The organism is Paraburkholderia dioscoreae (genome assembly GCF_902459535.1).
Lineage (GTDB): Bacteria > Pseudomonadota > Gammaproteobacteria > Burkholderiales > Burkholderiaceae > Paraburkholderia > Paraburkholderia dioscoreae.
On sequence record NZ_LR699553.1, the window covers coordinates 1367104 to 1388476 of the forward strand.

Annotated in this window: 19 protein-coding genes, 1 tRNA gene and 1 rRNA gene; 10 read left to right on the forward strand and 11 right to left on the reverse strand. The window is 61.8% G+C overall.

Translation table 11 applies throughout. The annotated features are described in order from the left end of the window. Positions 1-34: 34 nt before the first annotated feature. Genes PDMSB3_RS06165 through PDMSB3_RS06180 form a run of 4 tightly spaced genes read left to right on the forward strand, consistent with a single transcriptional unit; the run spans position 35 to position 3335 of the window. Positions 35-1231 carry an acyl-CoA dehydrogenase family protein gene (locus PDMSB3_RS06165; RefSeq protein WP_165185396.1) on the forward strand — a complete coding sequence of 399 codons (1197 nt, stop codon included), beginning with the start codon at positions 35-37 and terminating at the stop codon, positions 1229-1231. A 10-nt stretch (positions 1232-1241) separates the two neighbouring features. Further along, positions 1242-2369 carry an acyl-CoA dehydrogenase family protein gene (locus PDMSB3_RS06170; protein ID WP_007175593.1) on the forward strand — a complete coding sequence of 376 codons (1128 nt, stop codon included), beginning with the start codon at positions 1242-1244 and terminating at the stop codon, positions 2367-2369. Between the two features lie 34 nt (positions 2370-2403). Continuing rightward, the gene (locus PDMSB3_RS06175; protein WP_007175592.1) at positions 2404-2862 is read left to right on the forward strand and encodes a MaoC family dehydratase; all 459 of its coding nucleotides are present in this window, start codon (positions 2404-2406) and stop codon (positions 2860-2862) included. Continuing rightward, positions 2859-3335, forward strand: a complete 477-nt coding sequence (locus tag PDMSB3_RS06180) for a MaoC family dehydratase (RefSeq protein WP_007175591.1) — start codon at positions 2859-2861, stop codon at positions 3333-3335. The genes PDMSB3_RS06175 and PDMSB3_RS06180 overlap by 4 nt, the downstream gene beginning before the upstream one ends. A gap of 140 nt (positions 3336-3475) precedes the next feature. On the opposite strand, the gene PDMSB3_RS06185 is transcribed toward PDMSB3_RS06180, so the two are convergent. The 5 genes from PDMSB3_RS06185 to PDMSB3_RS06205 form a co-directional block, all read right to left on the reverse strand. Continuing rightward, a complete protein-coding gene (locus PDMSB3_RS06185) occupies positions 3476-4735 on the reverse strand; it encodes an acyl-CoA dehydrogenase family protein (protein WP_165185398.1) in 1260 nt (419 codons plus the stop codon). Positions 4736-4803: 68 nt separating this feature from the next. After that, on the reverse strand, positions 4804-5910 hold the full coding sequence (locus tag PDMSB3_RS06190) for a phosphotransferase (protein WP_165185401.1): 1107 nt from the start codon (positions 5908-5910) through the stop codon (positions 4804-4806). A gap of 20 nt (positions 5911-5930) precedes the next feature. Beyond that, the gene (locus PDMSB3_RS06195; RefSeq protein WP_165185403.1) at positions 5931-6647 is read right to left on the reverse strand and encodes a histidine phosphatase family protein; all 717 of its coding nucleotides are present in this window, start codon (positions 6645-6647) and stop codon (positions 5931-5933) included. A gap of 21 nt (positions 6648-6668) precedes the next feature. Further along, complete coding sequence (locus tag PDMSB3_RS06200) at positions 6669-7457, reverse strand: oxepin-CoA hydrolase, alternative type (protein ID WP_165185405.1); 789 nt, start codon at positions 7455-7457, stop codon at positions 6669-6671. Continuing rightward, positions 7454-9019 (reverse strand): 3-hydroxyacyl-CoA dehydrogenase, encoded by a 1566-nt coding sequence (locus PDMSB3_RS06205; protein WP_165185407.1) that lies wholly within the window; start codon positions 9017-9019, stop codon positions 7454-7456. The genes PDMSB3_RS06200 and PDMSB3_RS06205 overlap by 4 nt, the downstream gene beginning before the upstream one ends. Positions 9020-9145: 126 nt before the next feature. Between PDMSB3_RS06205 and PDMSB3_RS06210 the strand changes: the two genes are divergently transcribed. Further along, positions 9146-9793 (forward strand): glutathione S-transferase family protein, encoded by a 648-nt coding sequence (locus tag PDMSB3_RS06210; RefSeq protein ID WP_165185410.1) that lies wholly within the window; start codon positions 9146-9148, stop codon positions 9791-9793. A gap of 106 nt (positions 9794-9899) precedes the next feature. On the opposite strand, the gene PDMSB3_RS06215 is transcribed toward PDMSB3_RS06210, so the two are convergent. Together PDMSB3_RS06215 and PDMSB3_RS06220 are read right to left on the reverse strand one after the other, a co-directional pair. Then, a complete protein-coding gene (locus PDMSB3_RS06215) occupies positions 9900-11072 on the reverse strand; it encodes a pyridoxal phosphate-dependent aminotransferase (protein ID WP_165185412.1) in 1173 nt (390 codons plus the stop codon). Between the two features lie 142 nt (positions 11073-11214). Next, positions 11215-11712: a putative toxin-antitoxin system toxin component, PIN family gene (locus PDMSB3_RS06220; RefSeq protein ID WP_165185415.1), complete on the reverse strand. Its 498-nt coding sequence runs from the start codon at positions 11710-11712 to the stop codon at positions 11215-11217. Between the two features lie 57 nt (positions 11713-11769). Here PDMSB3_RS06220 and yaaA point away from each other — a divergent pair, with 57 nt between their 5' ends. Further along, positions 11770-12552, forward strand: a complete 783-nt coding sequence (gene yaaA / locus PDMSB3_RS06225) for a peroxide stress protein YaaA (RefSeq protein ID WP_165185417.1) — start codon at positions 11770-11772, stop codon at positions 12550-12552. A 36-nt stretch (positions 12553-12588) separates the two neighbouring features. Beyond that, a complete protein-coding gene (locus PDMSB3_RS06230; protein WP_007175581.1) occupies positions 12589-13743 on the forward strand; it encodes a M14 family metallopeptidase in 1155 nt (384 codons plus the stop codon). A 107-nt stretch (positions 13744-13850) separates the two neighbouring features. On the opposite strand, the gene PDMSB3_RS06235 is transcribed toward PDMSB3_RS06230, so the two are convergent. From PDMSB3_RS06235 to PDMSB3_RS06250, 4 genes are all read right to left on the reverse strand, one after another. Then, positions 13851-14510 (reverse strand): BspC domain-containing protein, encoded by a 660-nt coding sequence (locus tag PDMSB3_RS06235; protein WP_007175580.1) that lies wholly within the window; start codon positions 14508-14510, stop codon positions 13851-13853. A 158-nt stretch (positions 14511-14668) separates the two neighbouring features. Continuing rightward, positions 14669-15343 (reverse strand): energy-coupling factor ABC transporter permease, encoded by a 675-nt coding sequence (locus tag PDMSB3_RS06240; RefSeq protein WP_007175579.1) that lies wholly within the window; start codon positions 15341-15343, stop codon positions 14669-14671. Between the two features lie 112 nt (positions 15344-15455). Beyond that, positions 15456-16334, reverse strand: coding sequence for a response regulator transcription factor (locus PDMSB3_RS06245; protein ID WP_007175578.1), 879 nt, complete (start codon positions 16332-16334; stop codon positions 15456-15458). Positions 16335-16558: 224 nt separating this feature from the next. Continuing rightward, the gene (locus PDMSB3_RS06250; protein WP_165185420.1) at positions 16559-17773 is read right to left on the reverse strand and encodes a DUF2863 family protein; all 1215 of its coding nucleotides are present in this window, start codon (positions 17771-17773) and stop codon (positions 16559-16561) included. Positions 17774-18042: 269 nt separating this feature from the next. On the opposite strand from PDMSB3_RS06250, the gene PDMSB3_RS06255 reads away from it, so the two are divergent. From PDMSB3_RS06255 to PDMSB3_RS06265, 3 genes are all read left to right on the forward strand, one after another. Beyond that, complete coding sequence (locus tag PDMSB3_RS06255; RefSeq protein ID WP_165185422.1) at positions 18043-19158, forward strand: AI-2E family transporter; 1116 nt, start codon at positions 18043-18045, stop codon at positions 19156-19158. Positions 19159-19645: 487 nt separating this feature from the next. Beyond that, a 16S ribosomal RNA gene (locus tag PDMSB3_RS06260) occupies positions 19646-21176 on the forward strand. Positions 21177-21254: 78 nt separating this feature from the next. Beyond that, positions 21255-21331 (forward strand) — tRNA-Ile (locus PDMSB3_RS06265). Positions 21332-21373 lie beyond the last annotated feature (42 nt).

The window sequence follows — 21373 nt, forward strand, 5'->3', positions numbered from 1 at the left end:
GGCGGCGGGTGGCGGCGGCCAGGAGACACTACGCATGAATCTGGACTATTCGCCCGCTGACAGCGCGTTCCGCGCCGACATCCGCGCCTGGCTTGAGACAAATCTGCCTCGGGAACTGAGCGACAAGGTACTCAATCACAAGCGGCTTTCCCGCGAAGACTTCGCAAGCTGGCACAAGCTGCTTGGCACGCGCGGCTGGTCTGCGCCAGCGTGGCCGAAAGAATACGGCGGCCCGGATTGGGACGCTACCCAACGGCACATCTGGGACGAAGAGTGCGCGCGTATCGGCGCGCCGTCCGTGCTGCCTTTCGGTGTCTCCATGGTGGCGCCCGTGTTGATGAAATACGGCAACGAGGCACAGAAGCGCCACTATTTGCCGCGCATTCTCGACGGTACGGACTGGTGGTGCCAGGGCTACTCGGAGCCGGGCTCGGGTTCGGATCTGGCGTCGCTGCGCACGCGCGCGGAGCGCGTCGGCGACCATTACGTGGTCAACGGTCAGAAAACGTGGACCACACTCGGCCAGTACGCCGACATGATGTTCTGCCTCGTGCGCACGGACAGCGGCGCCAAAAAGCAGGAGGGCATCTCGTTCCTGCTGATCGACATGAAAACGCCGGGTATCACCGTGCGGCCGATCATTACGCTCGACGAAGATCACGAAGTGAACGAAGTTTTCTTCGAAGACGTGAAGGTGCCGGTCGAGAATCTGGTCGGTGAAGAAAATCGTGGCTGGACTTACGCGAAGTATCTGCTCGGCCACGAGCGCACCGGCATCGCGCGGGTCGGCCAGTCCAAGCGCGAACTCGTCTTCCTGAAACGCCTTGCGTTGAGTCAGAAAAAGAACGGCAAGCCGCTGCTGCAAGATCCGGTGTTTGCCGCAAAAGTCGCGAACCTCGAAATCGAGTTGATGGCGCTCGAAGTCACCGTGCAACGCGTGGTCGCCAATGAAACAGGCGGACGCGGGCCGGGACCGGAAGCGTCGATGCTGAAGATCAAGGGCACGGAAGTGCAGCAAGCGCTGACCGAACTGATGTTCGAAGCAGTCGGGCCGCTCGCCGCACCGTTCGACATACCGTTCCTCGAAGGAGAGCGCGAACATAGCCTCGCCGGCGAGGACGATGCCGCGCCTCTCGCCGCGTACTACTTCAACTTCCGCAAGACGTCGATTTACGGCGGCTCGAACGAAATTCAAAAGAACATCATCGCGCAGATGATTCTCGGACTTTGAGGAGCGGCGCATGGACTTCACTTTCAACGAAGAGCAGCAGCAATTCGCCGATGCGTTGCGCCGCTATCTGGACAAGAGCTACGGGTTCGAAGCGCGCCAGGCGATCGTGCGGTCGGAAACCGGTGTATCCGATGCGCATTGGGCCGCGTTTGCCGAACTGGGCCTGACTGCGCTGCCGGTGCCGGAAGCGCAAGGCGGTTTCAACGGCGGCCCGATCGACATGCTTGTCGTCATGCGGGAACTCGGCCGCGCGCTGGTCGTCGAGCCTTATTGGGCGACTGCGGTCGGCATCGAGGCGTTGCGCCTCGCGGGTAGCGAACAAGGCGAAGACGCGTCGCTGCTCGAACGTGCGGCTCAGGGCGAGATCAAACTGGCTGTGGCATTTCACGAACCGCACGCTCGCTACGACCTTTTCTCGATTGAGACAACCGCGAGCGGGCAGGGCGGGCAGCAGACATTGAGCGGCACCAAGTCGGTCGTATTGCACGGCGCGCAGGCGGATCACTGGATCGTGCCCGCCCGGCTGAACGGCGAGATCGCACTCTTCGTCGTGGCGCGCCATGCGGCCGGCGTCACGATCACGGACTACCGCACGATCGACGGCCAGCGTGCCGCCACGCTCGAATTCAACGGCACACCTGCGCGCCGGCTTGCCGGCCAACACGCCGGTGCGGCTGCGCTAGAGCATATCGCCGACTACGGCACGGTGCTGCTGTGCGCCGAGGCAATCGGCGCGCTCGACGCCTTGAACCTCGCCACCGTGGACTACACGAAGACGCGCCAACAGTTCGGCCAGCCGATCGCGCGTTTTCAGGCCTTGCAGCATCGCATGGTGGAGATGCTGATTCACGCCGAGCAGGCGCGTTCCGTCACGTATCTGGCCGCCATGCGCTACAGCAGCACGGACGTCGACGAACGTCGCCGCGCGGTTTCCGCTGCGAAGGCACGGGTGGGTCAGGCCGCGCGCTTTGTCGGTCAGCAGGCGGTTCAGTTGCATGGCGGCATGGGCGTCACGAATGAGGTGGCGGCGGCACATCTGTTCAAGCGGCTTGCTATCATCGAAACCACATTGGGCGATGTCGATCATCATCTCGCGCGGTTCGCCGCGCTGCCCGGCTTCGTCGCGGCCGAGGCGTGATCAGCCGCTCGAATCGAATAAAGGAGAGACGACAATGGGTTTGAGTTACGAGGACTTGATAGTCGGCACGAGCATCGAAATCGGCAAGCACACGTTCACGCGTGACGAGATCGTCGAGTTTGCGCAGAAGTTCGATCCGCAGCCGTTTCATCTGGACGAAGCCGCGGCTGCCGAATCGCCGTTCCGCGGATTGGTCGCGAGTGGCTGGCATACCTGTTCGGTCATGATGGGCATGCTGGTGCGTAACGCGTTCGCGGATTCCACGTCGATGGGCTCGCCTGGCATCGACGAAATCCGCTGGTTGAAGCCGGTACGAGTCGGCGACACGATCACCATGATGAACGCCGTGCTCGACAAGCGTATTTCGGAGAGCAAGCCGGATCGCGGCATCGTATCGACGCAATGGGAAGGCATCAATCAGCATGGCGAAACGGTGATCACGGTGCGCTCGAAAGGACTGTTCGGGCTGCGCAATCCGGGTGCCGCGTCATGACGGACAGTGCGGCGGCTGCCGCCACGTTGGGCAGTGCCACCGCCTTGCGCGCGCTGGTGGGTGCCGAGCCGCTCGTTAGCGAATGGCTGACGGTGGACCAGACGAGTGTCGATCGTTTTGCCGAAGCGACCGGCGATCATCAATGGATTCACGTCGACCCGGAACGGGCACGGCGGGAGTCGCCGTTCGGCGGTCCCGTTGCGCACGGTTTCCTGACGCTGTCGCTGATTCCGGCGCTGCTCGACAGGACGGTGGCGCTCGAGCAGCGTATGGGCGTCAATTATGGATTGAATCGCGTGCGTTTTACGTCGCCGGTGCCGGTCGGTTCGCGGTTGCGCGCCGGATTCGCCGTCGAGTCCGTTACCGAAGTGGAGAACAACGGCGTGCAGGTGCTATGGAATGTGACGCTGGAACGGCAGGGCAGTGAGCGGCCGGTGTGTGTCGCGGAGTTCATCACGCGGCATTATTTCTAGCGTTTCCGCGTACGTATATTGAAAAAGCGCGAGCGGCATTCATGCCGGCTCGCGCTTTTTGCTGATGCGGATTCAGATGCCGCGGCGAAATCAATGTTTCGTGGATTGCGCCGCGTCTCCAAAAAAATGCCTGCCCGGCCTCAAAACCGCGTAATCGGCGTCTCCACGCGAGCCGCCGCGCCGGCATCCATATAACGTGCGAGTTCGAGTTTGGCGATCGCATTGCGGTGCACTTCGTCGGGGCCGTCGGCGAAACGCAGTGTTCGTGCGGACGCATAGGCATACGCCAGCGGGAAATCGTCGCTGACACCGCCGCCGCCGTGCGCCTGAATCGCCCAGTCGATCACCTGACAAGCCATGTTCGGCGCGACGACCTTGATCATGGCGATCTCGCCGCGCGCACCTTTGTTGCCGACGGTGTCCATCATGTAGGCCGTTTTCAGGGTGAGCAGACGCGCCTGCTCGATCATGCAACGAGCTTCGGCGATACGCTCCTGCGTGACGCCTTGCGCGGCAACCGGCTTGCCGAACGCGACACGTTGCAGCGAGCGTATCGACATCAATTCGAGTGCGCGTTCGGCGAGACCGATCAGGCGCATGCAGTGATGGATGCGTCCCGGCCCGAGCCGACCTTGCGCGATCTCGAAGCCGCGCCCTTCACCGAGCAGCATGTTGGTGGCGGGTACGCGCACATTTTCGAGCGTGATTTCCATGTGCCCGTGCGGCGCGTCGTCGTAACCGAAGACGGTGAGCGGCCGGCGCACGGTGATGCCGGTGGCGTCGGCGGGAACCAGAATCATCGACTGCTGCTGGTGGCGTGGCGCATCCGGATCCGTCTTGCCCATGACGATATAGATCTTGCAGCGCGGATCGCCCGCGCCGGACGACCACCATTTGTGGCCGTTGATCACGTAGTAGTCGCCGTCGCGCACGATGCTGGTCTGAATATTGGTCGCATCCGACGACGCGACTTCAGGCTCCGTCATCAGAAACGCCGAACGGATCTGGCCTTGCAGCAGCGGTTCGAGCCACTCGCGCTTGTTGTCGTCGCTGCCGTAGCGTTCGATGGTTTCCATGTTGCCCGTGTCGGGCGCGTTGCAGTTGAATACTTCGGGCGCCCACGGTACGCGGCCCATGATCTCGCACAGCGGCGCGTATTCGAGGTTCGTCAAGCCGGCGCCGCGCACGGATTCAGGCAGGAACAGATTCCACAAGCCGGCGTCGCGCGCTTTCTGTTTGAGTTGTTCGATCAGTTCGGTGGGCAGCCACGCGTTGCCGTTCTGTCGATTGCGTGCAATCTCCGCGTAGAACGCCTGCTCGTTCGGATAGATGTGCTCGTCGAAGAAGGCGAGCAGTTTCTCGCGCAACGCCTGAACCTTCGGGGTGTAATCGAAATTCATGTAAGACCTCGCGAATGACGGGTAACGGACGACGTTTGTTCGGGGCGCGGCCGGACGCGCGAATCCGCTCAGCGCACTTTCTGCGCGTAGCGCCAGGCGAGTTCGGCCATCGGCTTCGCGCGGCGGCCGGCGTCGAGCGCCTGCGCGCTGGCCGCGGTGCCGTCGACGACACGCTTCATGATCCCTTGCAGGATCGCGGCGATGCGAAACATGTTGTACGCCAGGTAGAAATTCCAGTCGCCGTGAATCTCGAAGCCGGTGCGTTCGCAATAGCGCGCGACATACTGGCTTTCGTCGGGAATGCCCAAGGCCGCCCAGTCGAGGCCCGCGATCCCGCGGAATTGCGTCGGATCGACGTGCCACGCCATGCAGTGATAGGCGAAGTCGGCGAGCGGATCGCCGAGCGTCGACAACTCCCAGTCGAGTACGGCGAGCACGCGCGGTTCCTCGGGATGAAAGATCAGATTGTCGAGCCGGTAGTCGCCATGCACGATCGAAGCGCGCTCGCCCGTTTCGGCCGGCATATGCTGCGGCAGCCATTCGATCAGGCGCTGCATGGCGTCGATCGGCTCGGTCTCGGACGCGATGTACTGCTTGCTCCAGCGACCGATCTGGCGCGCGAAGTAATTGCCCGGCTTGCCATAATCGGCGAGGCCGACCGCCGCGACGTCGACGCTGTGCAGCGCCGCGATCACGCGGTTCATCTCGTCGTAGATCGCGGCGCGTTCGGCGGGTGTCATGCCGGGCAGCGACTGGTCCCAGAGCACGCGGCCTTCGACGAACTCCATCACATAGAACGCGCGGCCAATCACGCTTTCGTCCTCGCACAAGGCGAGCATTGTCGCGACCGGCACATCGGTGTCGGCAAGCGCGTGCATTACGCGATATTCACGTTCGACGGCGTGCGCGGACGGCAGCAGTTTCGCCGCTGGACCGGGTTTGGCGCGCATCACATACGAGCGGGACGGCGTGAGCAGCTTGAAGGTCGGATTGGACTGCCCGCCGGCGAATTGCTCCAGCGTGAGCGGGCCGGCGAATCCGTCGACGTGCCGGGTCAGCCACGCGGCGAGCGCGTCGCTGTCGAAGCGTTGTCGCTCGCTGACCGGGCGCGTGCCCTCGAAGTCCGAATAGTCCGGCTGGTGTTCCGGTTCGCCGGTCTGTGTGGCTTGCACCATCTGTCTCCTCCAGTTCGGGTTCAGCTACGCTTGTATTGAATGAATTGTGCGTAGAGCATTTCCATCGTGGTGTTGCGCACGCCGCGATGAAGCGGCGACGGCGGTGAATAGTTGATCGTGCGCAGCACCCAGTCGCGTGGCACGACGCCCACGTCGAGCGCGTTGATGCAGCCGGTGGCTTGCGCCAGGTGCCCGAAGAACGTGCGGCCGCCGGCCGTAAGCGCATGCGACAGGATCGCGCGATTCACGCCGCCGTGCAGGACGAGCAGCACGGTGTCCCACGAGGTGTCCTCGCGCAACGCAGCGAGCGCGGGCAGCACGCGATCGAATAACTCGCCAATGGTCTCGCCGTCGAGAAAGCGCGTGCTTTCCGGCACGATTCCGTCGAACACGCCGAGAAACGCGGCCTCCATATCGTGGAGCGGAATATTGCCGAGCTTGCCGCCGCGAATCTCTTCCCAGGCGGGCTCGATTTCCAGTTCGATCTGCTGGCCGGTCTCGGCGAGCACGCGCCGCGCCGTTTCGATGGTACGCGGCAAACCGCTGACGATCACCCGGTCGAACCGGATCTGCTGCGCGGCGAACTCGCGGCCCGCCGCGCTCGCCTGTTCGCGGCCGTTGGCGTTCAAGGGCACGGTCTCGGGATCGATCGCGCGGCCGGAGCCGTCGAAATAGGTGACGTCGCCGTGACGCATCAGAAAGATGCGGCGGCGTTTGGGCAGTTGATAGTCAGGCATGGTCCTGTCGGTCACTGATGTTCACTTATACACCGGAGCGCGTTTTTCGAGGAACGCGGAAATCCCTTCCAGACTGTCGCGATGATGCAGCGATGCGACAAAGTTGTCGCGCTCCGCAACGAGATGGTCGGCGAGTGGCTGCGTGCCGGCCGCGCCGATCAGCCCCTTGATGCGAGCGACCGAATTGGGCGAAATCTTGCCGAGCTCATCGGCCCAGGCAACCGCGGCGTCGCGCACGGCGCCCGTTTTGGCGAGTTTGTTGACGACGCCGAGTTCATGCAAGCGCGTGGCGCCGATCGGTTTGCCTTCAATCAGTACTTCGGTGGCCAACTGACGCGGCAGCGCTTGCGCGAGAAACCACGAACCGCCGCCGTCGGGTGTCAGGCCGACGCGTGCATACGACATCACGAATTTGGCCGTGTCCGCGGCAACGATCAGGTCGCACGCGAGCGCGAGCGAGAATCCCGCGCCGGCGGCGGCGCCATCGACAGCGGCGATCACCGGCTTTGAAGAAAGGCGCAGCGCCGAGATCCATTCGCCGAGAAGATCGATGCTCTGGGCCTGCACGGACGGATCTTTCGCGCGATTTTCCAGCAGACGGTTCAGATTGCCGCCCGCGCAGAAGAAGTTGTCGGCGCCGGTAATCACGACGGCGCGGATCGACGGATCGCGCTCCACCGAGTCGAGCGCCTCGATGCCGGCAGCGTACATGTCCGGATGCAGCGCGTTGCGCGCGCCGGGATTCGACAGCGTGAGAACCAGTGTCGATTCGCTTTCGGTCGGGCGCGAGGTCAGCAGTTCGGCGCTCATTGTTGCGTCTCCGTGGTGTGCGTTTCGGTATCGGCTGCGTCGCGCTGGGTCAGCGGCAGGCCAAGTTGAGCTCGCCGCGCGAGCCAGGGCGACGGACGATAGCGCGGGTCGCCGAGCACGCTGAACATATTGCGCAGGATCGCGAGAATAGTGGTCGAGCCGAGCGTGTCGCCCAGCGCCAGCGGGCCGCGCGGGTAGCCGAGGCCGAGCGTCACGGCGAGATCGATATCTTCCGGCGTGGCGATCTGTTGTTGCGCGATATCGCAACCGATGTTGACGATGGTCGCCACCACGCGTTGCGCGACGAAGCCGGTCGAGTCGCGGATCACGGTGACGGGAACGCCGTCGGCGGCAAAGAGCGCATGCGCCGTGTCACGCGCGGTGCGCGTGGTGGCGGGCGTTGTCATCAGCGTGCGGCGTTGCGCACCAACGAGCGGGAAGAGCGCGTCGATCGCGACGACACGGGCGGCGTCGAGCGCTTCGTCGACCGCGGCCGTGGTTGCGTCGTGACCGAACGGTGTGACGACGATCAGCGAGTTCGCTTCGGGCGTGATGCCGTCGTCGAGTTTCACACCGGCTTTTTCGACGAGTTGCGCGACGGCGTCATGCGCTTGCGGATAACGCTTGCTGACCCACACACTGGCCGGCAATCCGGTCGGCGTGGGCGCTTCGGCAGGCACCTGCTGCTTGCCGTCTTCGTAGCGATAAAAGCCTTCACCCGTCTTGCGGCCGAGTAGTCCGCCCGCGAGCCGCGTGCCGGTAATAGGCGAAGGCGTGAAGCGCGGCTCTTCATAGAACTGGTGATAGATCGACTCCATCACCGGATGCGAGACGTCCAGCGCCGTCAGATCGAGCAACTCGAATGGGCCAAGGCGAAAGCCCGCCTGCTCGCGCATGATGCGGTCGATGTCCGCGAAACTCGCCACACCTTCACCCGCCACGCGCAAGCCCTCGGTATTCATGCCGCGGCCCGCGTGATTCACGATGAAGCCGGGCATATCTTTCGCGCGCACCGGCGTGTGACCCATGCGGCGCGCGAGATCCATCAGCGCGTCACCCGCGGCGGGATCGCTGCGCAGACCGTCGATCACTTCGACGACTTTCATCAACGGCACGGGATTGAAGAAGTGATAACCGGCCACGCGCGACGGATCGCTGCAGCCGGCGGCAATTGCCGTGATTGACAGCGAAGACGTGTTGGATGCGAGGATGCAGCGTCCGCTCACAATGGTCTCCAGTTCGCGGAACAGCGCCTGCTTGACGTCGAGTTTTTCGACGATCGCCTCAACGACCAGATCGCAACCGGCCAACTCGCCGATGGCCTGCGCGCCGCTGACATTCGCGAGTGCGGCGAGAGAGCGCGCCTGGTCGAGCTTGCCTTTAGAGGTCAACTTCGCGAAAGTTTCGGCGAGGTAGTCGCGCGCAGCGCCGATTGCAGCAGGGTTGGTGTCATACAGACGCACAGTGAGGCCGGCCAACGCGGCAATCTGTGCGATGCCGCGGCCCATTGCGCCGGTTCCGACAATGCCGATAGTCTCGATGCTGAAATTGCGAGAGGTCATTGTGATGCTCGACTCCATGATTATTTTAGAATAGCACGATCGTGCAATTTACTGGATGATTGATCGAAGACCGCTGCTTTGACGTTGACAGGCGGTCGCATACGACCCGAAGGAAGGAGACACCCGATGATCAAGCTGTGCGGTTTCGCGCTCTCTAACTATTACAACAAAGTGAAGTTCGTGCTGCTCGAACACGGCATTCCGTTCGAGGAGGTGGCGGTGCTGCCGAGCCAGGAAGAGGCCATGCTCGAGCATTCGCCGCTCGGCAAGGTGCCTTATCTGCAGACTGAAGACGGCGATCTGTGCGAATCGCAATGCATTGTCGAGTATCTGGCGGCGCGCTTTCCCGACAAGGCGATTTTCTCCACCGACCCTTGGGAAGCGGCCAAGGAGCGCGAGCTGATCATGTTCGTGGACGTGCATCTCGAACTGACCGCGCGCAATCTCTACAAGGAAGCGTTCTTTGGCGGCACCGTGACCGAGGCGACCAAAGGGCGTGTCGAGAAACTGCTTGAGCATCATATTGCCGGCTTCAGGCGGATCGCGAAGTTCGGGCCGTATCTGAGCGGCGAGCGCTTCAGCGTTGCGGATACGGCCGGATACGTGAGCTTGCCGCTGGTGGGCATGGCGACGCAGACCATCTACGGGCGCGATTTTCTGCTGGACGCCGGCGTGGACTGGAAGGGCTACGTGAAAGCGATCAACGCACGGCCGGCCGCGCAGCGTGTGACCGAGGATCGCAAGGCGTATATCGCCGCGTCGCGCCCGGGTTGACGGGCGCGGCCTGCCAGTAAGCGAACGGGCGCGCACCGCGCACGCCCGGGCCGTTGCGCGCGATGGCAAGAAACGGGGGAGCGTTCTTGGCATCGCGCGGGACATTTTAAAGCCGCGCCAGCCGCTCGAGCGCGGTGGCGAGCGTGCTCTCCTGCTTGGCGAAGCAGAAGCGCACCACGCCCGACTCATGTGCCTCGTGATAGAACGCCGAGACCGGAATGGCCGCGACGCCGATCTCGCCGGTCAGCCATTGCGCGAATTCGGCTTCGGGCAAATCGCTGATTGCCGAATAGTCGACGCACTGAAAGTACGTGCCCGTGCACGGCAACAGCCTGAAGCGTGAATTCGCGAGGCCGGCGCGGAAGAAGTCGCGCTTCTTCTGATAAAACGCCGGCAGGTCGAGATACGGCGCCGGATCTTTCATGTAGTCGGCGAGGCCGATCTGCATTGGCGTGTTGACGGTGAACACGTTGAACTGGTGCACCTTGCGGAACTCGGCGGTGAGCGCGGCAGGCGCGGCTACGTAGCCGACCTTCCAGCCCGTCACATGGTAGGTCTTGCCGAAGCTCGACACCACGAAACTGCGCTGCGCCAGTTCCGGATAGCGGGCCACGCTCTCGTGCGGCGCGCCGTCATAGACCATGTGTTCATACACTTCGTCGGAGAGGATCAGCACGTTGGTGCCGCGCACGATTTCTTCGAGCTTGCGCATATCCTGCTCGCGCCAGACCGTGCCGGTCGGATTGTGCGGCGTGTTGATCAGCAGGAGCCGGGTTTTCGGCGTGATCGCGGCAGCGAGCCTGTCGAACGGAATCGCGTAGTCGGGCGCTTCCAGCGTGACGAAGACCGGCTTGCCGCCGGCCAGTTCGATGGACGGCAGGTAGCTGTCGTAGGTCGGTTCGACCACCACCACTTCATCGCCCGGATGGACGCTGCAGAGAATCGCGGTCAGCAATGCCTGGGTCGCGCCCGCCGTCACGGTGATTTCAGTCGTGGCGTCGTAGCGGCGGCCGTACAGGTTCGCGATCTTGTCCGAGATCGCCTGACGCAGCGGTGCGGCACCCGCCATGGGCGGGTATTGGTTGTGGCCCTCGCGCATGGCGTTCGCGACCGCGTCGACAATTCGCGGATCGCAGTTGAAATCGGGAAAGCCTTGACCCAGATTCACCGCGCCTTTTTCGGCGGCGAGCGCGCTCATCACGGTGAAAATCGTCGTGCCGACATTCGGCAGGCGAGACGGAAACGTGGGACTCGTTGGCGTGTCGTGCGGTGCATTCATGGCGCTGTCCGGAGCGTGGGCAAGTGGGTTAGACAAAGGCGTCGTTTGAAACGGGCGAAGCCTGATTGTAGGGAATCGCGGCGCGGTGTGCGCGCCGCGAAGCTCGCGTTAGCCGTCTGGCCAGGGCCATGCGGCTGGCGAGTCATGCGGTTGCGGGCTCGCCGGTGGTGCTCGGTAACGCGCCGATGGCGACGACGAAGGGCGCCGGCTGGGCGATCTGAAAGCCGAAATCACGTGCAATCCGTTTGGCCAGCTTCAACACCGCGCGATCTTTCGAGACCAGCCAGTCGGCCTGCGCGGCGTGCGCAAGCTCGAGAAACTTCTGGTCGTCGCGATCTTTGCATTTGGGCAAGGGCCTGGCGTCTTCCTGTGGCGCAACGGGTTCGACCAGCTGCGCGAGCCGAGCGACGACCGTGAGCGCGGCGGCCTTGTCCACTTTGCGATGCACGAATTGCGGGTAGTCGAGCACGTAGGTGAGTTCGGCGAGGCAGCGCGCGTCGATCAGCGCAGCCAACGCGCCGCTTTCGAGCGCGGCCGCGATCGGCCGCGTGTGCGGATCGTCGAACACGAGAATGTCGATCCACACATTGGAATCGAGGACGACGCGCAAAGCGCCGCGTGAGGCATGGGAACCGGGCATTCGTTACAATCTGGCTTTCGTCTTTGACCGCCAGGCACGGCGTGCCTGCAAGCCTCTATGATAATCGTTCTGTCGCCGGCGAAATCGCTCGACTACGAAACCCCGCCTCACGTCAAAAAGCACACGATCCCCGATTTCGTCGACGACGCGGCCGAGTTGATCGGCGGATTGCGCCTTTTGTCGCCGCAGCAGATCGCCTCCTTGATGGATATTTCGGATCAGCTCGCGCACCTCAATTTCCAGCGCTATGCGGAGTGGTCGCCCAAATTCGGCACGCACAACGCCAAGCAGGCGGTATTGGCGTTCAACGGCGACGTGTACGAGGGCTTCAGCGCCAAGACGTTGTCGGCGGCGGATCTGGACTATGCGCAGAATCACGTGCGCGTGTTGTCCGGCCTGTACGGTTTGCTGCGCCCGCTCGACCTGCTGCAACCTTACCGGCTCGAAATGGGTACGCGTTTCGCCAACCCGCGCGGCAAGGATCTATATGCGTTCTGGGGCGAGCGGATCACGCAGGCCTTGAATGTGCAACTGAAGAAGAACGCCGCGGCGTCCCGTGTGCTGGTGAATTGCGCGTCGGGCGAGTACTTCAGGTCGGTCAAGCCGAAGCTGCTCGAGGCGCCGGTCATCACGCCCGTGTTCGAGGACTGGAAGGGCGGCCGCTACAAGATCATCAGCTTCCATGCAAAGCGCGCGCGCGGCCTGATGGCGCGCTACGCCGTGGAAAACCGTCTCGACAAGCCCGAGCAGTTGAAGGACTTCGACGCCGAAGGCTACGCGTTCGACGCTGAAGCGTCGAACGATTCCACTTACGTATTCCGCCGCCGCGTCGCTGAATAGGCGTTTCGCCGCGCACACAAGCAGGGAAGAAACATCATGACGTTATCCATTACGAGCACTTTCGACGCTGGCGCGATCGAGGTGCTGTCCTGCGAAGAAGCGGACAATATCCGTTTGCGCGTGCGGCCGGACAGCCATGCCGAATTCGCGCAGTGGTTCTACTTCCGGTTATCCGGCGCGGCGGGCGAGCGCTGTGTGATGACCTTCGAAAATGCGGCCGCGTGCGCTTTTGCCGAAGGCTGGCGTAACTACCAGGCTGTGGCGAGCTATGACCGGGTGAACTGGTTCCGCGTGCCTACGTCGTACGACGGCCGCGTGTTGACGATCGACCACACGCCGGATTTCGACCGTGTTTACTACGCGTATTTCGAGCCGTACAGTGAGGAGCGTCATTCGGAGTTTCTGGGCGCGGTGCAGCAGATGCCGCAGGCAACGCTCACGGAATTGGGCACGACCGTCGAAGGCCGGCCCGTGTCGTTGCTCACGCTCGGCACGCCGCAAACCGGCGACACGCCCAAAAAGAAGATCTGGCTGATCGCGCGCCAGCACCCCGGCGAGACGATGGCCGAATGGTTTATCGAGGGTCTCGTGAAGCGGCTCGCAGGTTGGGGCGATTGGGCGGGAGACCCGGTGGCGCGCAAGCTCTACGATTACGCTGTCTTCTACATCGTGCCGAATATGAATCCGGATGGCAGCGTGCACGGCAATCTGCGCACGAATGCGGCTGGCGCGAATCTGAATCGCGAGTGGATGGAGCCGGATGCCGCGCGCAGCCCCGAGGTGCTGGTGGTGCGCGACGCGATTCACGCCACCGGCTGCGACCTCTTCTTCGATATCCACGGCGACGAAGCGCTGCCTTACGTGTTCGTGGCCGGCTCCGAAATGCTGCCGGGATTCACGGAGCGGCAGCGGGAAGAGCAGCAGGCGTTCATCGAAGCGTTCAAGCATGCGAGCCCCGATTTCCAGGACAAGCACGGCTACGCCGCGAGCAAATATCGCGAGGATGCACTGAAGCTGGCGTCGAAGTACATCGGCAACGAATTCGGCTGCCTGTCGCTGACACTGGAGATGCCGTTCAAGGACAACGCCAATCTGCCCGACGAACGGGTGGGCTGGAACGGCGAGCGTAGCGCGTCGCTCGGCGCGGCGATGCTTCAGGCAATCTTGCGGCACGTGGAGACGTTTGCTTAAACCGTGCTCCGCATAAAAACGAGGCATGCACTTCACGGTGTGCCTCGTTTTCATTGCTCACCGTCGGACCAGCGGCTCGGGCGACATGATGCCGCGGGCGCGAACCGCTACTGGGTTTTCTTCTTTGCCGGTGCCTTCTTCGCGGTGGCTTTGCCAGTGCTCGTTCTCGACGACGACTTGCCCGAGCTCGATTTCGAAGACTTCGTGGTCGCTTTCTTCGTCGTTTTGCCGCTTGCCGAGTGCTTGCCCTTGGCGCTCTTATGTTTGCCGGACGACACTCGCGATCCCGAGGGTTCCGAGCTGCGCGCGCGGGCCGGGGGCACCGGATCGTTCCAGCTGAACGCCAGCATCTGCGCGCCGACATAGCCGCAGCGGAATTTCAGATCGGCGGGGTCGCCGTCGCCGCTCTGGCGGATGCCAAGCCCTTCGACCGTGACGATGTTGTCTACCTTGACGCGCTGTTTGCCCTCGTCGAACGAATCGTTCCACGGCGTGACCGAGGCATGCGCGCTATCGAACGAACTGGGCGGAAATTCGACGTGGTCGAAGACGGTCGAGGTGCTGGCAACAAAGTTGCCATGAGCCGCGCAGTCCGCAACGAGCGGGTCCGCATGCATTTCATTGACAAACTTATTGACGAGATCATTGTGCTGTTCGAGTTGATCGGCGAGCGCGGAGGTGGAGCATATGAGCGAAAGACTCGCCGCACATGTTGCCAACCGGCCGACCAACCGCAGCAATCGGCGCGGTACGTTGGTGCGATCCATCTAGTTCGTTAGACGCTAATAAGACATGAGGCACGTAAGATGCCCCGCGAGAGGGTGGAGTTCAATCCTGACACAAATATTTTGTCCTGTCGTGGTGCACGGGCGGCTCGACGCGGCCGTCCATTGCCGCCAACACGCGTTCGATGTTGATGCAAGTGTCAGGTGCGTGGTCCGCCCAATCGATATCTCCGTACGTCATAAGTGGTGACCCACGCAGGACGATAAACCGCGATCAATGCCGTCGACATGCCGGTGAACCAGGCTTCCCCTGTGGCAAGTAGAAGCACACTGAACGCGTAGCCGGCGGGTATCACGGTCATCGAGCCGCCGACGAGCGCGATATGAATGCCGAGCGCCGCGGCCGCCGTAAGAGACACGGCAATGGCAGGCGAGACAAACCCTTGGCCGAAGATGAACATGAAGAGATTGCGCGGCAGCCACGCGATGCTGATGCGTTGAACCAGAGTCGAAATGCCGACTGGCAGCGCACCGTACACGAGGAAGGTGAGCGCGATACCCTGCCAGGGTGCATCGAAGACGACGGCGGCAAGACCTGTCACCACCGCCATGGCGATCAGCGCCAGCGCCCAGTCGAATAACGTGACGACTAGCGTGGCGCCGAGCAGATGCATGACGGTGCCGTCGTCGAGCCATGCATTGCTGGCCCACAGCACCGACACTGCGACGATGATCGCAAGCCAGACATGCTGCAGTGTGCCATCCTGAAGTCGTTTGAAAGGATTTTTCCACAGCGCGAGCGCGACCACTATCGCAGTGGCGGTCCAGCCACCGACAGCGACCCAGAACGGAAGCGGTGTGTAGAGGAAACCCATGAGTCTCATATTACTCGTTGGACGAGAAAAGGTGTGAGCGGATTCCATGCCAGCAGGCGCAAACGCTGTCAGAAAGTGCTCGCCCGGGTTCTGTTCCGCCCGCCCGCGCCGCTCATGCAGGACCTTGCGGAAGCGGGTCCGCTGTCGGTCCGGCGGCGGGCGCATCGCCGTATTGCGTGCCTGGTTCGGCTGCCATCGGCAACCGGGCGGCCGTGTCGTTAGCGGGCAACGGATACTGGAAGCGCCGTCGCGTGCGGCGACGCAAAGGCACTATGCCGGCTTGTCCCATGATCGGGCGAATCGGGCCGTCGGCATCGTTACGCAATACCTGTAGATGGTTTGACAGCCAACCGTTGTAGAGCGCGACCGCGGCGGCGCGATTTGGCGCGCCGAGCTGCTGGAATATGCTGGTCAGATGGATCTTGACGGTGCCCTCGCTGATGCCGAGGGTGCGCGCGATCATCTTGTTGGTGCTGCCCATGTGGACGCAGCGCATGATCTGCTGCTGACGGGGTGACAGCCCATTGGCCAGTTTGGTGCGGCGTGGCGGAGGGCTCTTCTCGTCGAACGGCCGGATGGCGATATCCGGCGGCAGGGGAGGATCGAGCGCCAGTGCGCCGGGTGGCACGTAGTGACCGCCCAGTAGCACCATTTCAAACGCGCGCACGATCAGACACGGGTCGGTGTCGCGCGGCACGACGCCGAGCACGCCTTCGTCCATGAGCTCTCGCACGGAGACCGGCGAGATCTGGTCGGTTAACACCGCAATGCGCAGATCGGGGTAGTGACTGAGCAGATGGCGCGTATCCGCGATCGACATCCAGTCCTGCCAATCGATCACGAGCAGGTCGGGCCGCTGACGCTTGAGTGGGCGTTCAACCTGACGCCAGTCTTGCGCTTCGTTAAAACGCGCCAGCCGGTCAATTTGCCGCAGTAGTGCTTTGAGCCCATCACGCCGTTCCGCGTTTGAGTTGAGTATCGAGAATCGCATGCATGTCTCCAGATGAATCGGGCGAAGTGGCGCGATGCAGACGCACGGCGAGTGAGAGCCGGATGCGTTGCAATGCGTCGCCGTCCCTATGATGACAAATTCCCTTCGACTTGACGGCCTGTCCAAAAGGCATAAGAGGAATGACATGGAAAAGATCAGATACAAAAAAGCCCCGCGCGCGGCGGGGCTTTTTTATGTGGCGCGAAACGCGCCGGTGGCCGTGTTCAATGGAAGTGCGGCTGCGCGGGCTCCGCGTCCTCCGGCATTTCGGCATGGACGATTTCACCGAGCGGGTCGGCATAGAGCGGCACGCCGCAGTCGTCGCAATATTCCGGCTCGAAGCGGCCGGCGTGCCGACGCACCTCGGTTACACCGGTCTCCTTGAGCAACGCGACGATTTCTTCGAGCGGATCGTCCGAAGCGGCGGTTTCTTGCGGCTCTTCGTCGATGCCGGGTTCGCCGTTCTCACGGCCGTACAGCGGCCATACGACGCCGTAGATCACGTCATTGCTGCCCCGGCGCGTAAAGCCGACGCGGTATTCGTCGATACGGCGTTCGCCGAAGCCCGCGACGACCGCGCGCAATTCCTGAGGCGCTGCGCCGATCGTGTCGAACAGATAGCGCACGGCGGTGCGCACGGTGTGAGGGCGTACGCTCTCGTCGGCATCACGGCAGGCTGAATAATAGGCGTCCGGTAACAGACACTCGAATTCGCAGCCCGGCAACACCAGCGACAAATTGGCGCCGCCTTGCGTGGCCCATTGTTCAAGACATTGGCCGCGCTCGATCCGGTTGCCGTGCTCTTCTTCCTGCCAGCGGAACGTCGGCTCGCCCGCCGGTGCCGCGACTACGGCCAGCAGGAAGCGCGGGTCGGCCAGAATCGGCGAGGTCTCCGGCAACTCGCCGAAATTCAGCTTCACGTTGCCGCCGGCCATGGCTGCCTGAGCGAGTTGCTGGGCAATGCGCCAGGTTTCGACATGATGACGTGGCAGTTGATCGATGCTGTACAGGAAAGGCGCCATGGCGACCCGCGTATTCGCGGCGAGCACGTGAGCTTGCAGATGCGCGCGCAGGGCGTCGGCGGCGTCGGTCTTGAGCGGGCCGGACGGAATCATGTAGCGGGTCCAGGCGAGCACTGGCGCGGCGATCAGCAGCGCTTCGTAAGGCACGCCTTCGTGTTCGAGGATGAACGACTCGCTGTGGGTTTCCGCCATATCGGCGAGCGCGCCATACGCGTCGGGATGATTTTGCTGCAGATGATCGAGCGCGGCGTCCAGCGTAGTCTGGTTGGCATTGCGGACGATCTTGGCCAGCAGCGCATCGAGTTTCGCTTCCCAGAAGCGGTCCTCGGTGCGGCTGCCCGACGCGAAAAGCGCGAGCGAAAGACCGACGAGCTTGTCGGCATCGGGTGGGAGACGTTTGGCGATTCGCGAGCGCATAAATCCGGAAATTGGGGTGTACAACCTTATATTCTAGTCTTTTCTATGCCGCCATATTATTTGGTCGGCAATGCCGGATGAATTAGGACGTTTCCACACGAAAAATCAGCCTGTTGAGCGCGCCTGCGGACCGTTGCACGGCGACCTGGCCCAATGTTATAAGACGCTCCCGGACGCGTGACTCGCTTCTATACTGACCGCTTTCAGCGGACGTCTGACAAAAGTATGTCTACTCGTCGCCGGCGGTTTGGCGCAACAGGAGATTCAACATGAAATCGGACCAACTGATCGAACGTCTTGCCGCTGTGTTCGCGCTGATTATCCTGGTGGGCGGATCGCTGCTGGTGCTGGCGCCTTTCACGACCGCGCTGCTATGGGGTGCCATTCTCAGCTATAGCTCCTGGGGCTTGTACCGGAGGCTGACCGCGGCGCTCGGGGGGCGGCGCAAGTGGGCGGCCGCGTTGATCGTGTTCATCATTCTGATTGTCGTGCTTGGGCCGTTCGTCTATGCGGGTTTTGCCTTTGGTGCGCACGTGCACGACATTGTCGCACTGGTTCAGCGGCTCTTTGAGGCCGGTTTGCCGGATTTGCCGTCGTGGGTTGCGCGGATTCCTCTGGTGGGTTCCAGCATCGAGACATTTTGGGAGCGTCTCACAAGCAGCAATTCGGAATTGATCGCGCAATTGCGTACGCTCGCAGCGCCCGCCGGCAAGTGGATTCTGGCGGCTGCGATTGCGGTTACGCATGGTCTCGGGCTGTTGGCGTTGAGTATCGTGCTCGCTTTTTTCTTTTATACGGGGGGCGAGGGTGCCGCCGCCTGGCTGAATGCGGGCATGCGGCGTATTGCCGGCGAGCGTGCCGACTATCTGCTGGCGCTTGCGGGCAGCACGGTGAAGGGCGTGGTCTACGGGATTCTCGGCACGGCGCTTGTACAGGGGATTCTGGCTGGATTCGGATGCTGGATCGCAGGCGTGCCGGCACCCGCGCTACTTGGGCTGGCTACATTCTTTCTGTCTGTAATACCGGGCGGCCCAGTAGTCGTCTGGTTGCCCGCGGCGATCTGGCTGTACCACGGCGGCGCAACCGGCTGGGCGATCTTTCTGGTGGTGTGGGGCGTGCTGGTCGTCGGCATGTCCGACAACGTCATCAAGCCGATCCTGATCGGCAAGAATAGCGACATGCCCTTGATCCTGGTGATGCTGGGTATTCTTGGCGGCGCATTTGCTTTTGGTTTCCTTGGCGTTTTCATCGGCCCGACCTTGCTGGCGGTCGCATACACCGTGCTTCACGACTGGACCATCGGCGCGCCGGCTGCGCGTGCGTTGGCGCCCGATGTGAAAGTACCTGTCGTCGATGAGCCGGGCGGTATAAAAAAGGCGCCCTGAATAAATTCCAGATAACGCTTGCAAGGCGGAGTCTGTCTCGCTAGAATCTCGCTCTTTCGTGCTTCGGACAACGGAGTGCGGGAGGCGGGAGAGCCAGTAGTGGCAAGGCTTTCAGCGAAGTGGGCGGGTTAGGCAAGTTGGAAAAACCTGTTGACGACGTAGCGAAAGTTCTTCATAATCTCGTTTCTCTGCTGCTGATGCAGCGACGCAGAACGAAGCGGTGCCGGGTGGTTGTGAGGTTGGCAATTGCGGTGGTGGCGGTTCGGTAGTGAATGCGTAACCGATCTTTAAAAATTAACAGCCGATAAGTGTGGGCGCTTGATGCGCGATGCGAGGCGGATCCTTCGGGGTTTGCCGAGAAGCGAAAGTATCAAGTCTCACACAGTAATGAAAGGAAGGTTTGACTGTCGCAAGATGGTTGGATCATTCGTCAGTACGTTGAGTGAGCGACCGGTCTCGGAAGAGACCGAAAAACAGTAACAGGTTTGAACTGAAGAGTTTGATCCTGGCTCAGATTGAACGCTGGCGGCATGCCTTACACATGCAAGTCGAACGGCAGCACGGGGGCAACCCTGGTGGCGAGTGGCGAACGGGTGAGTAATACATCGGAACGTGTCCTGTAGTGGGGGATAGCCCGGCGAAAGCCGGATTAATACCGCATACGCTCTGCGGAGGAAAGCGGGGGATCTTAGGACCTCGCGCTACAGGGGCGGCCGATGGCAGATTAGCTAGTTGGTGGGGTAAAGGCCTACCAAGGCGACGATCTGTAGCTGGTCTGAGAGGACGACCAGCCACACTGGGACTGAGACACGGCCCAGACTCCTACGGGAGGCAGCAGTGGGGAATTTTGGACAATGGGGGCAACCCTGATCCAGCAATGCCGCGTGTGTGAAGAAGGCCTTCGGGTTGTAAAGCACTTTTGTCCGGAAAGAAATCCTCTGCCCTAATATGGCGGGGGGATGACGGTACCGGAAGAATAAGCACCGGCTAACTACGTGCCAGCAGCCGCGGTAATACGTAGGGTGCAAGCGTTAATCGGAATTACTGGGCGTAAAGCGTGCGCAGGCGGTTCGCTAAGACAGATGTGAAATCCCCGGGCTTAACCTGGGAACTGCATTTGTGACTGGCGGGCTAGAGTATGGCAGAGGGGGGTAGAATTCCACGTGTAGCAGTGAAATGCGTAGAGATGTGGAGGAATACCGATGGCGAAGGCAGCCCCCTGGGCCAATACTGACGCTCATGCACGAAAGCGTGGGGAGCAAACAGGATTAGATACCCTGGTAGTCCACGCCCTAAACGATGTCAACTAGTTGTCGGGTCTTCATTGACTTGGTAACGTAGCTAACGCGTGAAGTTGACCGCCTGGGGAGTACGGTCGCAAGATTAAAACTCAAAGGAATTGACGGGGACCCGCACAAGCGGTGGATGATGTGGATTAATTCGATGCAACGCGAAAAACCTTACCTACCCTTGACATGTATGGAAGTCCGCTGAGAGGTGGATGTGCCCGAAAGGGAGCCATAACACAGGTGCTGCATGGCTGTCGTCAGCTCGTGTCGTGAGATGTTGGGTTAAGTCCCGCAACGAGCGCAACCCTTGTCCCTAGTTGCTACGCAAGAGCACTCCAGGGAGACTGCCGGTGACAAACCGGAGGAAGGTGGGGATGACGTCAAGTCCTCATGGCCCTTATGGGTAGGGCTTCACACGTCATACAATGGTCGGAACAGAGGGTCGCCAACCCGCGAGGGGGAGCCAATCCCAGAAAACCGATCGTAGTCCGGATCGCACTCTGCAACTCGAGTGCGTGAAGCTGGAATCGCTAGTAATCGCGGATCAGCATGCCGCGGTGAATACGTTCCCGGGTCTTGTACACACCGCCCGTCACACCATGGGAGTGGGTTTTACCAGAAGTGGCTAGTCTAACCGCAAGGAGGACGGTCACCACGGTAGGATTCATGACTGGGGTGAAGTCGTAACAAGGTAGCCGTATCGGAAGGTGCGGCTGGATCACCTCCTTTCCCGAGCTGACGTGTCAAACGTTGAGCGCTCACGCTTATCGGCTGTGAAATTGAAGACAGATACGCAGACGGACTCAGGGGTCTGTAGCTCAGTCGGTTAGAGCACCGTCTTGATAAGGCGGGGGTCGATGGTTCGAATCCATCCAGACCCACCACTGATTCTGCGGTGGCTGACCGGTGAACCCCTTGGGATGAAA

Coding starts and splice junctions, on each gene's coding strand:
- PDMSB3_RS06210 (WP_165185410.1), top strand. CDS start 9,146: ATGATCAAGCTGTGCGGTTTCGCGCTCTCTAACTATTACAACAAAGTG.
- PDMSB3_RS06190 (WP_165185401.1), bottom strand. CDS start 5,910: ATGGTGCAAGCCACACAGACCGGCGAACCGGAACACCAGCCGGACTAT.
- PDMSB3_RS06195 (WP_165185403.1), bottom strand. CDS start 6,647: ATGCCTGACTATCAACTGCCCAAACGCCGCCGCATCTTTCTGATGCGT.
- PDMSB3_RS06250 (WP_165185420.1), bottom strand. CDS start 17,773: ATGCGCTCGCGAATCGCCAAACGTCTCCCACCCGATGCCGACAAGCTC.
- PDMSB3_RS06230 (WP_007175581.1), top strand. CDS start 12,589: ATGACGTTATCCATTACGAGCACTTTCGACGCTGGCGCGATCGAGGTG.
- PDMSB3_RS06240 (WP_007175579.1), bottom strand. CDS start 15,343: ATGGGTTTCCTCTACACACCGCTTCCGTTCTGGGTCGCTGTCGGTGGC.
- PDMSB3_RS06165 (WP_165185396.1), top strand. CDS start 35: ATGAATCTGGACTATTCGCCCGCTGACAGCGCGTTCCGCGCCGACATC.
- PDMSB3_RS06245 (WP_007175578.1), bottom strand. CDS start 16,334: ATGCGATTCTCGATACTCAACTCAAACGCGGAACGGCGTGATGGGCTC.
- PDMSB3_RS06255 (WP_165185422.1), top strand. CDS start 18,043: ATGAAATCGGACCAACTGATCGAACGTCTTGCCGCTGTGTTCGCGCTG.
- PDMSB3_RS06235 (WP_007175580.1), bottom strand. CDS start 14,510: ATGGATCGCACCAACGTACCGCGCCGATTGCTGCGGTTGGTCGGCCGG.
- PDMSB3_RS06180 (WP_007175591.1), top strand. CDS start 2,859: ATGACGGACAGTGCGGCGGCTGCCGCCACGTTGGGCAGTGCCACCGCC.
- PDMSB3_RS06200 (WP_165185405.1), bottom strand. CDS start 7,457: ATGAGCGCCGAACTGCTGACCTCGCGCCCGACCGAAAGCGAATCGACA.
- PDMSB3_RS06205 (WP_165185407.1), bottom strand. CDS start 9,019: ATGACCTCTCGCAATTTCAGCATCGAGACTATCGGCATTGTCGGAACC.
- yaaA (WP_165185417.1), top strand. CDS start 11,770: ATGATAATCGTTCTGTCGCCGGCGAAATCGCTCGACTACGAAACCCCG.
- PDMSB3_RS06220 (WP_165185415.1), bottom strand. CDS start 11,712: ATGCCCGGTTCCCATGCCTCACGCGGCGCTTTGCGCGTCGTCCTCGAT.
- PDMSB3_RS06175 (WP_007175592.1), top strand. CDS start 2,404: ATGGGTTTGAGTTACGAGGACTTGATAGTCGGCACGAGCATCGAAATC.
- PDMSB3_RS06170 (WP_007175593.1), top strand. CDS start 1,242: ATGGACTTCACTTTCAACGAAGAGCAGCAGCAATTCGCCGATGCGTTG.
- PDMSB3_RS06215 (WP_165185412.1), bottom strand. CDS start 11,072: ATGAATGCACCGCACGACACGCCAACGAGTCCCACGTTTCCGTCTCGC.
- PDMSB3_RS06185 (WP_165185398.1), bottom strand. CDS start 4,735: ATGAATTTCGATTACACCCCGAAGGTTCAGGCGTTGCGCGAGAAACTG.